General features: G+C 74.9%; 12 protein-coding genes. 3 read left to right on the top strand and 9 right to left on the bottom strand.

The window, feature by feature from the left end; genetic code table 11:
- Position 1 precedes the first annotated feature (1 nt).
- Positions 2-823, top strand: coding sequence for an Fpg/Nei family DNA glycosylase (locus NP075_RS07870; RefSeq protein ID WP_227565031.1), 822 nt, complete (start codon positions 2-4; stop codon positions 821-823).
- 80 nt (positions 824-903) lie between these two features.
- On the opposite strand, the gene NP075_RS07865 is transcribed toward NP075_RS07870, so the two are convergent.
- From NP075_RS07865 to pgsA, 3 genes are all read right to left on the bottom strand, one after another.
- The gene (locus tag NP075_RS07865) at positions 904-1,263 is read right to left on the bottom strand and encodes a helix-turn-helix domain-containing protein (RefSeq protein ID WP_227565032.1); all 360 of its coding nucleotides are present in this window, start codon (positions 1,261-1,263) and stop codon (positions 904-906) included.
- 217 nt (positions 1,264-1,480) lie between these two features.
- Complete coding sequence (locus tag NP075_RS07860; RefSeq protein ID WP_227565033.1) at positions 1,481-1,966, bottom strand: CinA family protein; 486 nt, start codon at positions 1,964-1,966, stop codon at positions 1,481-1,483.
- Positions 1,963-2,556: a CDP-diacylglycerol--glycerol-3-phosphate 3-phosphatidyltransferase gene (gene pgsA, locus NP075_RS07855; RefSeq protein WP_227565034.1), complete on the bottom strand. Its 594-nt coding sequence runs from the start codon at positions 2,554-2,556 to the stop codon at positions 1,963-1,965. Before pgsA ends, NP075_RS07860 begins: the two co-directional genes overlap by 4 nt.
- Positions 2,557-2,665: 109 nt before the next feature.
- Between pgsA and NP075_RS07850 the strand changes: the two genes are divergently transcribed.
- Positions 2,666-3,982 carry a CapA family protein gene (locus tag NP075_RS07850; RefSeq protein WP_227565035.1) on the top strand — a complete coding sequence of 439 codons (1,317 nt, stop codon included), beginning with the start codon at positions 2,666-2,668 and terminating at the stop codon, positions 3,980-3,982.
- A 19-nt stretch (positions 3,983-4,001) separates the two neighbouring features.
- Here the strand turns inward: NP075_RS07850 and NP075_RS07845 are convergent, their stop codons facing one another.
- From NP075_RS07845 to NP075_RS07835, 3 genes are all read right to left on the bottom strand, one after another.
- On the bottom strand, positions 4,002-6,173 hold the full coding sequence (locus tag NP075_RS07845; RefSeq protein ID WP_227565036.1) for a putative bifunctional diguanylate cyclase/phosphodiesterase: 2,172 nt from the start codon (positions 6,171-6,173) through the stop codon (positions 4,002-4,004).
- Between the two features lie 11 nt (positions 6,174-6,184).
- Positions 6,185-8,800 carry an FtsK/SpoIIIE family DNA translocase gene (locus tag NP075_RS07840; RefSeq protein WP_227565037.1) on the bottom strand — a complete coding sequence of 872 codons (2,616 nt, stop codon included), beginning with the start codon at positions 8,798-8,800 and terminating at the stop codon, positions 6,185-6,187.
- Between the two features lie 90 nt (positions 8,801-8,890).
- Positions 8,891-9,301 (bottom strand): hypothetical protein, encoded by a 411-nt coding sequence (locus NP075_RS07835; RefSeq protein WP_227565038.1) that lies wholly within the window; start codon positions 9,299-9,301, stop codon positions 8,891-8,893.
- Positions 9,302-9,376: 75 nt separating this feature from the next.
- Here NP075_RS07835 and NP075_RS07830 point away from each other — a divergent pair, with 75 nt between their 5' ends.
- Positions 9,377-10,006, top strand: coding sequence for a TetR/AcrR family transcriptional regulator (locus tag NP075_RS07830; RefSeq protein WP_227565039.1), 630 nt, complete (start codon positions 9,377-9,379; stop codon positions 10,004-10,006).
- A 102-nt stretch (positions 10,007-10,108) separates the two neighbouring features.
- Here the strand turns inward: NP075_RS07830 and NP075_RS07825 are convergent, their stop codons facing one another.
- The 3 genes from NP075_RS07825 to NP075_RS07815 form a co-directional block, all read right to left on the bottom strand.
- Complete coding sequence (locus tag NP075_RS07825) at positions 10,109-11,794, bottom strand: ribonuclease J (RefSeq protein ID WP_227565040.1); 1,686 nt, start codon at positions 11,792-11,794, stop codon at positions 10,109-10,111.
- 33 nt (positions 11,795-11,827) lie between these two features.
- Positions 11,828-12,757, bottom strand: coding sequence for a 4-hydroxy-tetrahydrodipicolinate synthase (dapA, locus tag NP075_RS07820; RefSeq protein ID WP_227565041.1), 930 nt, complete (start codon positions 12,755-12,757; stop codon positions 11,828-11,830).
- Positions 12,758-12,822: 65 nt separating this feature from the next.
- On the bottom strand, positions 12,823-13,305 hold the full coding sequence (locus NP075_RS07815; RefSeq protein ID WP_227565042.1) for a dihydrofolate reductase: 483 nt from the start codon (positions 13,303-13,305) through the stop codon (positions 12,823-12,825).
- Positions 13,306-13,310: the final 5 nt, after the last annotated feature.

Raw genomic sequence — 13,310 nt, 5'->3', positions numbered from 1 at the left:
CGTGCCCGAGGGTGACGTGCTGCGACGCGCGGCGGCGCACCTCGACCGTGCCCTCGCGGGGCACCGACTCGTGCGCGCCGACCTGCGCTGGCCGACGGCTGCCACCGTCGACCTCACGGGGCGCACGGTCCTGGGGACGCGCCCGTACGGCAAGCACCTGCTCACCCGGTTCGACGACGGCCGCACCCTGCACACGCACCTGCGCATGGACGGGTCGTGGCGCATCGTCCCGAGCGCGGACCGGCGCGCAGGGGCGCGGTCGCCCGACGTGCGCGCCGTGCTGGGCACCGAGCGGTGGACGGCCGTCGGGTACCTGCTCGGCATGCTGGACGTGGTGCCCACGGGTACCGAGCCGACCCTGCTCGCCCACCTCGGTCCCGACGTGCTGGACGGCGACTTCGACACGACGCCGGGAGTGCCGTGGGCGGGTCCCCCGGTGCTGGAGCTGCCGACGCCGGGCATCGCCGAGGCCGTGCGTCGCTGGGCGGCGCAGGGCGGACGCCCGGTCGCCGAGGTGCTGCTCGACCAGCGGGTCGTGGCCGGGATCGGCACGATCTTCACCGCCGAGTCGCTGTTCGCGTGCGGCTGGTGGCCGTGGACGCCCGCCGACGCGGTCACCGATCCCGCCGAGGTGCTGCGGGCGGCCCGCGCGCTGCTGCGGTCGTCGGTCGCCTCCGGACGGCCGACCGCGGCCGTCTACGGCCGCGAAGGGCGCCCGTGCACGCGGTGCGGCGCCCGTGTCGCACGCGGCGACGTCGGCGAGCCGCCCCTGCAGCGCCGGCTCTACTGGTGCCCGGGGTGCCAGGTACGTGGCCGACGGTGAGGTCGTGCCCTGGCGGCGGTCCGCGACCGTCCGGCCACCGGCACCACGACGCGCGGCCGGGCGTCCGGCCGCGGGTGGGCTCAGCCGACGGGCGTGAGCTCCGAGCGGGGCATCGCCCAGCCGGCGTCGCCGCCGAGGTTGCGGTCGACACCCAGGCCGGCCGAGGCCGTCAGGTCCGCCGGGACGGTGTCCGGGATCAGCAGGCCCTCGGCCACGGCGACGCGATCGCTCACCTCGCGCAGCACCAGGGACAGCGGGACGTCCAGCGCGTCGCAGATGCTGCTCAGCAGCTCCGACGACGCCTCCTTCTGCCCGCGCTCGACCTCGCTGAGGTAGCCCAGCGACACGCGGGCGGCCGAGGAGACCTCACGCAGGGTACGGCCCTGGCGCTGGCGCGCGTCCCGCAGGACGTCGCCGATCTCTCGTCGCAGAACGACCATCTGGCCTCCTCCCCTCACGTCGTGTCCTCGGTCCACTGACGGACCGCCGGCCGGCGGAACCGTCGTACTTGCTGCTCCCGGCCGCAGGGCCGGGAGACGTCCACCGTACCGCGCACCGCCCACGCGTGCGCCTGTGCCGCGCGCTGGCGGTCGGGTGCTGGTCACACCACCCCCAACGCGGCGGCTGCGCCGCGTGTTCCCGGGCCCGGGACCTTCGTCACGGCTCGGCGCCGAGCACCTCGGACGCCAGCGCGAGCACGGCCGCGCACGCGGCGGCACGGACGGCTCCACGGTCGCCCGGCAGCTCGAGGCTGCGCACCTCGCACACGTCGCCGGTCACGACCGCGACGTGCACGGTCCCGACGGGCTGCCCGTCCTGCGGGTCGGGACCGGCGACGCCCGTGGTCGCGAGGCCGACGTCCGCCGTGAGCCGCTCCCGCACGCCCCGGGCCATGGCCACGGCGACGTCGGGATCGACCGCACCCCGTGCGGCGAGCAGGACGCGGTCGACGCCCAGCAGCGCCGCCTTGAGGTCGGTGGCGTAGGCGACGACGCCGCCGCGCAGCACGGCGGACGCGCCGGGGACCTCGACGAACGTCGCGGTCACGAGCCCGCCGGTGAGCGACTCGGCGACGGCGAGCGAGCGCCCGCGACGCGCCAGGGCGTCCAGCACCCGGGCCGCGACCTCGGGGGACGCGCTCACAGCCCCGCGGCGGGCGGGACGCCGGCGGCGCGGCGGATGCGCACGGCGTCGCGCACGTAGTCGAGACCCGTCAGGACCGTCACCAGGACCGCCACCCCCATGGCCGCGGCGGCGAGCCAGCCGACGAACGCGGGCAGGTGGTCCAGCGGCAGCAGGTACAGCGAGATGGCGACGGCCTGCAGGACGGTCTTGAGCTTGCCGCCGCGCGACGCCGGCAGCACGACGTACCGCAGGAGGAAGAACCGCATGACGGTGATGCCCACCTCGCGCAGCAGCACGAGCACCGTGACGGCCCACCAGAGGTCGCCGAGCCACGAGAGCAGCACCAGCGCGCTGCCGACGAGCAGCTTGTCGGCGATCGGGTCGAGCATCTTGCCGAGGTCCGTGACCTGCCCGGACCGCCGTGCGAGCCAGCCGTCGAGCCGGTCGGACGCCGCCGCGAGGACGAAGAGGCCGGTCGCGAGGACGCGCCCGCCGACCGTGTGGCCGCCGTCGGCCAGCAGTGCCATCGCGAACACGGGCACGACGGCGATGCGCAGCATCGTGACGACGTTGGCCGGGTTCCACACAGAAGGAGCGTCGTGGACCACGGCCCCAGCCTACGGGCCCGACCGGCGCCCGCCGAACCGGTGGGTTTCGCCCGCGACGTCACCCGTCCGGCGGCACCCACCTGGACGGACGACCCACTAGCCTCCCGGCGTGCCACGCCATGCCCGGGACCTGCGTCCGCCGGTCCTGCCGCTCGTGGTCGGCTGCACCATGACGGCCGTGGTCCTGGCCGTGGCGGCGACACTGGCCGCGGGAGGCGCGGGCGCCGTGCGCGCGCTGCCGGCGCCCGTCCCGACGGTCGCCGGGGCGCACCTCGAGTCGCCGACGCCCTCCCCGACGCCCGCTCCCGTGCCGACGCGCGACCCCGACATCGGGTTCACCGTCGTCGCCGCGGGCGACGTGCTGCCGCACATGCCCGTGCTGCGCTCCGCCCGTGACGGCGACGGCTACGACTTCGGGCGCCTCCTCGACCCCCTCGACCCGTGGGTGTCGGGGGCGGACCTCGCGCTGTGCCACCTGGAGGTGCCGATCGTCCCGCCGGGGTCCGCCCCGTCGGGCTACCCGGTCTTCGGTGCGCCGGTGCAGCTCGCCGCGGGGCTGGCGGACCAGGGCTGGGACGGCTGCTCCACGGCGTCCAACCACTCCGTGGACCGGGGGTTCGCGGGCGTGGTCGCGACCCTCGACGCGCTCGACGCCGCGGGGCTCGGCCACGTCGGCACGGCGCGCTCGGCGCTCGAGGGCGCGCAGCCGCAGACCTACCGCCTGGAGCGCGGCGGCCGCACCGTCACGGTCGCGCACCTGGCGGCCACGTACGGCACCAACGGGATGCCCGTGGAAGCCGGCAAGCCCTGGTCGGTGCACCTCATCGACGCGGACGACCTCGTGCGTCGGGCGGCGGCGGTGCGGAACGACGGCGCCGACCTCGTGCTGGTGTCGCTGCACTGGGGCACCGAGTACCGGACCGTGCCCACCGACGCCCAGCGCTCGCTCGCCGCGACGCTCGCGGAGTCAGGGCTGGTCGACCTGGTCATCGGCCACCACGCGCACGTGCCGCAGTCCGTCGAGCACCTCGCCGGCGGCCCCGACGGCACGGGGATGTGGGTCGCCTACGGCCTCGGCAACTACGTCTCCAACCAGGACGAGGCGTGCTGCGCCGCCGGGACGGCGTCGGGGCTGCTCCTCACGGCCGAGGTGCTCGCGACCGGTGCCGACCCGGCGGCGGGCACGCCGGCGGGTCGGCCGCACGTCGCGGGCGTGCAGTGGACGCCGGTGACCGTCGACCGTCGTGGCGGGCACCGCGTCCACGCGCTGACGGACGTGCCGGCGGGTGCGGGAGCCCTCTCGGCGGCACAGGTCGCCGCCCGGCTCGAGCTCGTCCGGGCCGCAGCCGGCCCCGACGCGCCCGAGCGCTCGGTGCCGGCGGTCCCCACCGGGCCCGGCCCCGTCGTGCTGCCCCGCGCGCGCTGACCGCCGTCGCGCCCCGCAGTCAGTCCAGGGGGCGCGCGCCCCCGTAGAGCCAGCCCTGCCCGTACCGCCAGCCGTTGCGGCGCAGGAAGTCGGCCTGCTCCTCGTTCTCGATGCCCTCGGCGATGGTCACCATCGCCAGCTCGCGCGCGAGCGCCCCGAGGGCCCGCACGACCTTGCCCGCCGTCGGGTCGTGCGGGATCCCGGACGTGAAGGACATGTCGAGCTTCACGCCGGCCACCGGCAGGTCGCGCAGGTACGACAGGGGCGAGACGCCGGTGCCGAAGTCGTCCAGCAGGATCGGGACGCCCGCAGCGGACAGCTGGGTGAGCTCGTGCCGGATCCGGGTCCCCGAGGCGACGAGCGACGACTCCGTCAGCTCGAGGACGAGGCGGCCCGCGGTGACCCGGTGCCGGGACAGGTCCTGCAGGAGCCGGGTCGCGAGCTCCGAGTCCCCCAGCTGGTCGGCGGAGACGTTGACCGACACCCACCGGCCGTCGTCGGTGTGGCTCGCCAGGAACTCCACGACGCGCGCGGCGACGAGCTGACCCAGCATCACCGAGACGCCGGCCTCCTGGATCTGCGGCAGGAACGCCCCGGGCAGCAGCAGCCCGCGATGCGGGTGCTGCCAGCGGACGAGCGCCTCGTACCCGACGACGCGCGCGTCCGACAGGTCGACGATCGGCTGGTAGTGCACGACCAGCTCGCCGGCCTCCATCGCGTGCACCAGCTCGCGGTGCAGGTTCGACGGCGCAGCGAGCTCCATCGACGTGTCGTAGACCTCGGTGCGCCCCCGGCCGGACTGCTTGGCCCGGTACAGCGCCGCGTCGGCGGCGGCGAGCAGCGTCGGGGCGCCCGCCTCGACGAGGTGCGGCTCGGCGAGCGCGATGCCGATGCTCGCGCCCACCCCGAGGCGGCGCCGCCCCACGCGCACGGGCTCGGCGAGCCCGGTGTGGATCTCGTTGGCGACCTCGAAGACCGCCTTGGCCGCGTGCAGCTCCTGCAGCACGACGACGAACTCGTCGCCACCGAGGCGGGCCACGGTGCCCCCGCCGGACGTCGCGGCCCGCAGCACGCCCGCGACGTGCACGAGGATGTCGTCGCCGGCCGCGTGCCCGTACCGGTCGTTGATCGCCTTGAAGCCGTCGAGGTCGCACGCGAGCACGGCGATGCGGTCGACCGCGCCCGGCTGCGCGAGCGCCGTCTGCAGCACCTCCTGCAGCAGCGTGCGGTTCGCCAGGCCCGTCAGGGGGTCGTGCATGGCCCGGTGGGTCAGCATCTCGGCCTGCATCTTCGACTCGGTCGCGTCACGCACCTGGACGACGAAGTGGTCGGGCCGGCCGTCGGCGGCACGCACGAGCGCCGCGTCGAACACGACCCACACGAGCTGGTCGTCGGCACGTCGGCACCGCATCTCCAGGGAGAACCGCTGCTGGCCGCCGCCGAGCAGCTTGTCCATCTCCATGCGCTGCGCGGCGCGGTCCTCCGGCGCGCACAGCTCGTCGACCCGGTACCCCCGCAGCGCGGACGCGTGGGTGCCCAGGAGCTCGGCGAGCGCGACGTTCGCCTCCGCGATGCGCCCCTCGAGGTCGACGAGCGCCATGCCGATCGGCGCGTTCTCCATCGCGACGCGGAACTGCGTCTCGCTGCGCGAGAGCGCGACCTCGACGTCGTGACGTGCGGTGACGTCCACGACCGTCGTCAGCACGCCGGCCTCCCCGCCCTCGTCGGCGGACATCCTCCGGCTGGTCACCTGGACGACCGACGGCCGGGCCCCGGGCCCCGGCGGCACGAGCGTGACGACGGTCGTGCGCTCGTCGTCGCCCTCCCGGTGCCCCAGCACGAGCCCGGGGTTCACGGCGAGACCGCGGTCGTCGAGCAGGACGACGGGCAGGCGGGAGACGTGCATCCCGACCGCGTCCCCCCGGGCGACGCCGAGGACCTGCGCGGCCCGTTCGGACATGTCGAGCACGTGCCCGTCGCGCGTCTGCACGACGACGCCCTCGCTCGTGACCCTCTGCAGCGCGTCGTACCGCCGGTTGAGCTGACGCGCGAGACGCACCAGCTCGGCGTTCCGCCGGGCCTGGGCACGCTCCCGGCGCAGCAGCACCAGCACGGTGCCGAGTGCGGCCACGGCGACCACGGCGATGGCGGTGGTGATGACGTTGTACGGCCCGAGCAGACCTGCGTCCACGCCGCCGCCGCTCAGTCGACGTCGGCGGGCGTCGGCCCGCCGTCGTCCTCCAGGTCCGGCGACGCGGGCCCCGGGTCGCCGCGCAGCATCGCGAGCGTCGCCGGCAGGTCGTCGGGCTGCAGCAGCACCTCGCGCGCCTTCGAGCCCTCGGACGGGCCCACGATCTCGCGGGACTCCAGGAGGTCCATGAGGCGCCCCGCCTTGGCGAAGCCCACGCGCAGCTTGCGCTGCAGCATCGACGTGGAGCCGAACTGGGTGGTGACGACGAGCTCGGCCGCCTGCAGCAGCAGGTCCAGGTCGTCGCCGATGTCCTCGTCGACCTGCTTCTTGACGGCCTGGACCGCGACGTCCTCGCGGTACACCGGCTTGAGCTGCGTCTTGACGTGCTCGACGACGGCGTGGATCTCGGACTCCGAGACCCAGGCGCCCTGGGTGCGCATCGGCTTGGCCGCGCCCATCGGCAGGAAGAGCGCGTCACCCTGCCCGATGAGCTTCTCGGCGCCGGGCTGGTCGAGCACGACGCGGGAGTCGGTCAGGGAGCTCGTCGCGAACGCGAGTCGGGACGGCACGTTGGCCTTGATCAGACCGGTGACGACGTCGACCGACGGCCGCTGCGTCGCCAGGACCAGGTGGATGCCGGCGGCACGCGCCAGCTGCGTGATGCGCTGGATCGACGCCTCGACGTCGCGCGGGGCGACCATCATGAGGTCGGCGAGCTCGTCGACGATGACCAGCAGGTACGGGTACGTCGCGATCTTGCGCTCCGAGCCCGGCAGGGGCTTGACCTTGCCGGCGCGCACGGCGGCGTTGAAGTCGTCGATGTGCTTGTACCCGAAGTTCGCGAGGTCGTCGTAGCGCGCCTCCATCTCGCGCACCACCCACTCGAGGGCCTCGGCGGCCTTCTTCGGGTTCGTGATGATCGGGGTGATGAGGTGCGGGATGCCCTCGTAGAGCGTGAGCTCGACGCGCTTGGGGTCGACCAGGATCATGCGCACCTCGTCGGGGGTGGACCGCATGAGGATCGACACGATCATCGAGTTGACGAACGACGACTTGCCCGCGCCGGTCGCGCCCGCGACCAGCAGGTGGGGCATCTTGGCGAGGTTCGCCACGACGTAGCCGCCCTCGACGTCCTTCCCGACACCGATGACCATCGGGTGCTCGGTGCGCTTGGCCGCCGACGAGCGCAGCACGTCACCCAGCGCGACCGTCTCGCGGTCGGTGTTGGGGATCTCGATGCCGATCGCGGACTTGCCGGGGATCGGCGACAGGATGCGCACGTCGGCGCTGGCCACGGCATACGCGATGTTCTTGCTCAGCGCGGTGACGCGCTCGACCTTGACCGCCTGGCCGAGCTCGACCTCGTAGCGCGTCACGGTGGGGCCCCGGGTGAAGCCCGTGACCTGCGCGTCGATCTCGAACTGCTCGAGCACGGAGGTCAGGGACTCCACGACGCGGTCGTTCGCGGCCGAGCGCACCTTGTGCGGGGCACCCTTCGCCAGCACGTCCTCGCTCGGCAGGATGTACACGACGTCGCCCTCGAGCATCGGCTGCTCGCCCCGCGGGACCCCGGTGGGTCGCGGGGCCTCGAGCTCGGTGCCCACGGCGGCGACCGCCGCGGTGGGCGCCGTCGGGGGCGCGGGGTCGAGGCGTGCGGTCGGCGCGTCGCCCGCGGACTCGTCGGGGATGCCGACGGTCCGGTCGACGACGGCCGCGCGCTCGAAGGCCTCGTCGCCCACGTACTCGTCGAGGCGGTCGGCGTCGGGCTCCGCGGGGTCGTCGGCGCGGGGCTTGCGCCCCAGCAGCCGCGGTTTGCGACGCGGCTTGGTCGGCGGCTCCGGCCGGGCGCTGTGCAGCGCCTCGATGACGAGCGGCGCGTCCTCGTCCTGCTCGGCGGCCTCGTGCTGCCCCGTGAGCCGCCGGTAGAGCGCCGACAGGCGGGGGCCGATCTGGTGCACCGGCGTCGCCGTGACCACGAGCACCCCGAAGAACGCGAGGATCCCCAGCAGGACGCCCGCCACGACCGGCGTCAGGAGGGACGCGAGCGGCGTGCCGACGCCGAAGCCGATGATGCCGCCGGCCTCCCGCAGCGCGGGCATCTGGTCCGTCCCCGGACGGCCTTGGGCGATGTGCACGATCGAGCAGGCCGCGACCGTGATGGCCGTGAGGCCGATGCCGATGCGGGAGTTCGCCTGCGCACGCTCGGGGTGCCGCATGAGCCGCACGGCGACGCCCAGCAGCACGACGGGCACGACGACACCCACGACGCCGAACGTGCCGGCGACCACGTTGTGCACGACGTCACCCGCGGTCCCCGACAGGTCCCACCACTCGCGGGCCGCGACGACGATCGCCAGCGCGAGCAGCGTGAAGGCGATGCCGTCGCGGCGGTGCGCGGGGTCGAGCTCGCGGGCGCCGCGTCCGACGTGCCGCGCGGCGCCGCCGACGAGGTGGGCGCCGCCCATCCAGATCCCGCGCACGATGCGCAGCGGGAGGGCGGGCTGCCGCGGCGGGACGGGCGCACGGCCGGCGGGTCGCGCGGAACCGCCGCGCGCGCTGCCCCGCGACGACGTCGAGCCGCCGGCACGCGACGAGCGCGCGGGGTTCGGGGTCGTACGGGTCGCCATGGTCCTCACGGTAGCCGCCCTGGCCCCGCTCCCGCGGCTGTCCCGCGCCGTGTCGCGGGTGACGCGCGTCGCCAGGCCCACGTCGAGGGGTCAGGCCTGCAGCAGCCCGACACCGAGCGTGGCCACCCCCGCCGCCAGCGACAGCGCCCCGAGCGGCAGCAGGACCACGAGGCGGTTGGGGCGTGTGCGGCCCGTGCCGACGGCGGACAGGAAGAACCCTGCCGGCAGCAGGACGGCGGCCACGAGCACGCCGGTCTGGGCGAGCCAGCGCCAGGCGCCGGACAGGCTCGTCGCCTCGCCCAGCAGGAGGCACACCAGCCCGAGCGTCACCAGGACGCCGGCGTGCGCGTGCCCGGCACGGAAGAAGGACCGCTGGAAGTCGGTGGCCTGCTGGCGGCCCGTGGCGACCCGCAGGAGGAACCAGCCGCCCGACTCGATGGCGACCACGGTCAGGGCGACGACGCCGGCGGTCGCGCGGGCCGCCTCGGTGAGCTCGAGCACGATGGCCTCCGTTGTTCGGTAACAACGTTATGGAACAACGTCCTGGAACCTCCCGTCAAGACGTACGCTCAGGTCGTGCCCCGACCCCGCGTCCACGACGAGGCCGTACGCGAGCGCCTCCTCGTCGAGTCGACCCGCGTCGTCGCCGACAGCGGCGCCGACGCGCTCACCGTCCGCGACGCGGCCACCCGCGCCGGGACGTCGTCCAGCGCCGTGTACTCGCTCTTCGGCAGCCGCGACGCGCTGCTGCGTGCGGTCGGCGAGCGCGCGTCCGACCGCTTCGCCCGGCACCTGCGGTCGAGCCCGCGCACCGGAGCACCCGCCGCCGACCTGCTCGCGCTCGGCGTCGCCTACCGGCGGTTCGCGCTCGACGAGCCGCAGACGTACCTCGTCATGTTCACCCGCCCCGGCGCCGGGGCGGCCCATCCGGACAGCGGACCGGTGTCCGGTGCACCGCCGTTCCTCGTGCTGCTCGACGCGGTCCGCGACACGCTCCGGGCACAGCCCGCCGCGGCCGCCTACCCCGGCGGCGCCCGGCCGGACGACGTCACCCGGGGCGCCACGCACGTCTGGGCGTTCGCGCACGGCTGGGTGACCCTCGAGCTCGACGGGCTGCTGCCCTGGCCCGCGAGCGAGCGCGACGAGCGCTACGTGGCCGCGCTGCGCGCCGCGGGGCCGGGCCTGCTCGGTCCCCCGCCGGCCTGACCCACCACCCCGCGCCTCGGCCGCCCGGAGGGACGCGTGAGGCGCGGGTCGACCGACCCGCGCCTCACGTCACCGGCGCGCTCGCGCCACGCCCCGTCGGGACTACGCCTCGACGACGACCGGGATGATCATCGGCCGGCGACGGAGCCTGTTCGACACCCAGCGGCCGACGACGCGCCGCATCACCTGCTGCAGCTGGTGCGTGTCGGTCGCGCCCGCACGGGCGGCGTCCTCCAGCGCGGTGGTCAGCACCGGGAGGATCTCGTCGAAGACGTCGTCCTGCTCGGCGACGCCGCGCGCGTGGATCTGCGGGCCGGCGAGCACCTTCCCGTCGGCCGACGACACGACCGCGAAGATCGTGATGAAGCCCTCGTCGCCGAGGATCCGGCGGTCCTTGAGCTCGGCCTCCGTCAGCTCCCCGACGCTCGACCCGTCGACGTACACGTAGCCGCACGGCACGGCGCCGACGACGCGCGCGCGCCCGTCGATCAGGTCGACGACGACGCCGTCCTCCGCGAGCACCACGCGGTCCGCGGGCACCCCCGCCTTGACGGCGAGCCCGGCGTTCGCGATGAGGTGTCGCACCTCGCCGTGCACGGGCATGACGTTGCGCGGGCGCAGGATGTTGTAGCAGTACAGGAGCTCACCGGCGCTCGCGTGGCCCGAGACGTGCACCTTGGCGTTGCCCGAGTGCACGACGCGGGCGCCCAGCCGCATGAGGCCGTTGATCACGCGGAACACCGCGTTCTCGTTGCCGGGGATGAGGCTCGACGCGAGCACGACGGTGTCGCCGGGGCCGACCGAGACCTTGTGGTCGCCGTTGGCGATGCGCGACAGCGCGGCCATGGGCTCGCCCTGCGACCCGGTGCACATGAGCACCACGCGGTCGTCGGGCAGCCTCTCGATCTGCTTCTGGTCGACCAGCACGCCGTCGGGCACGCGCAGGTAGCCGAGCTCGGCGGCGATGCCCATGTTGCGGACCATCGAGCGGCCCACCAGGGCGACTTTGCGCTCGTTGGCGACGGCCGCGTCGATCACCTGCTGCACGCGGTGGACGTGGGACGCGAACGACGCGACGACGACGCGGCCGGTGGACTCGGCGAACACCTGGTCCAGGACGGGGCCGATCTCGCGCTCGGGCGTCACGAAGCCCGGCACCTCGGCGTTGGTGGAGTCGACCATGAACAGGTCGACGCCCCGCTCGCCGAGGCGTGCGAAGGCCCGCAGGTCGGTGATGCGCCCGTCCAGCGGGAGCTGGTCCATCTTGAAGTCACCGGTGTGCAGCACCGTGCCGGCGGGCGTGCGCACGGCGACGGCGAGCGCGTCGGGGATCGAGTGGTTCACCGCGACGAACTCGCACTCGAACGCACCGAGCTGCTCGACCTGGTCCTCACGGACCGTGAGCGTCAGCGGGGCGATGCGGTGCTCCTTGAGCTTCGCCTCGACGAACGCGAGCGTGAGCTGGGAGCCGACGAGCGGGATGTCGCGACGCAGCCGCAGCAGGTACGGCACGGCACCGATGTGGTCCTCGTGGCCGTGCGTCAGGACGATGGCGTCGATGTCGTCGAGCCGGTCCCGGATGTAGTCGAAGTCCGGGAGGATGAGGTCGACGCCCGGCTGGTGGTCCTCGGGGAAGAGCACGCCGCAGTCGATGACGAGCAGGCGCCCGTTGTACTCGAGCACGGCCATGTTGCGTCCGACCTCGCCCAGCCCGCCGAGCGGGACGATCCGCAGGGCGCCCTCCGGGAGCGGCGGCGGCAGGGTCAGGTCAGGGTGCGGGTGACTCATGGAGCTCCTGGGTGGTCGGTGGGTGCCCGCGTCTCACGCGCGGTCGGCACCCGCGACGACGTCGAGCAGCCCGGAGGCGGCCAGACCGGCACGCACGGCGGCGGCCTCGTCGTCGGTGAAGGGGACGAGGGGCAGCCGGGTGGCCCGGCTGTCGAGCACGCCGAGCTCCACGAGCGCGGCCTTCGCGGCCACCGCCTGGAACCCGGCACCGTTGAGGGCCGTGATCGCGGGCAGCAGGCCGCGGTAGACGTCGAGGGCGGTCGCGGCGTCGCCGTCGCGCCACGCGGCGAACAGCTGCGCGAACGCCCGGGGGGCCGCCTGCGTCGTGACGCCGACCAGCCCGACCGCGCCGTGCGCGAGGAACGCGAGCGCGAGACCGTCGTCGCCGCTGTACCAGGCGAGCCCGGTCCGGGTGACGGACTGCGCCGCGGCGACGACGTCACCGGTCGCGTCCTTCATGGCCACGACGCGCTCGTGCGCGGCGAGGCGGTCGATCGTGGCCGGCGTCAGGCGCACCCCGGCGCGGCCGGGGACGTCGTAGAGCATCACGGGCAGGCCGGTCGCGTCGGCGACCGCCGCGACGTGCGCGACGATGCCGTCCTGCGACGGACGGGAGTAGTACGGCGTCACGACGAGCAGCCCGTGGGCGCCGGCCTCCGCGGCCTGCTCGCCCATCCGGACGGCGTGCGCGGTGTCGTTGGACCCCGCACCGGCGACGACGTACGCCCGGTCGCCCACGGCCTCGACGACGGCGGCGACGATCTCGGCCTTCTCTGGCGCGTGGGTCGTGGGGGCCTCGCCGGTCGTGCCGTTGAGCACCAGCCCGTCGTGGCCGGAGTCGACGAGGTGCTTCGCGAGCCGGACCGTGGCCTCGAGGTCGACCGCGCCGTCCGCCGTCATCGGGGTGACCATGGCGGACAGCAGCGACCCGAACGGGTGGGTGGCGGAGGTCACGGCAGGCATGCGCACAGGTTACCGCTCGGACCGCGGTGCGCGTCGCGGCCTTCCACCGCTCGACACGCGGGTGCTCAGCGCTGCCAGGCGTCGAACCGGTATCGCGTCCCGGTCCGTGACACGCGCCACGGCGCGTCGGGGCCGCCCGACACGAGCCGCCACCCGTCGCCGATCCGCGGGGCGCGCGTGTCACCGGGGACGTCGAGGTCCACCACGGTCACCTCGAGCCGGTCGGCGCGGTCCAGCGTCGCGGCGTACACCGCTCCCCCGCCGACGACCCAGACGTCGGGCGCGCTCGCCAGCGCGGCGTCGAGGTCGGCGAGCACCGTGGCACCCGCCGCCTCGAACCGCGGGTCGCGGGAGAGCACGACGTTGCGGCGCCCCGGCAGCGGCCGGAACCGCTCGGGCAGCGACAGCCAGGTGGCACGGCCCATGACGACCGTGCCGCCGGACGTGACCTCGCGGAAGTGCGCCAGGTCCTCCGGCACGTGCCACGGGATCGTGCCGGCGTCGCCGATGACGCCGTCGGGCGTCTGCGCCCAGACCAGACCGATCACGCGCG

Source organism: Cellulomonas wangsupingiae (genome assembly GCF_024508275.1).
In the GTDB taxonomy this organism is placed as follows: domain Bacteria; phylum Actinomycetota; class Actinomycetes; order Actinomycetales; family Cellulomonadaceae; genus Cellulomonas; species Cellulomonas wangsupingiae.
This window is presented reverse-complemented; position numbering and strand designations above follow the sequence as displayed.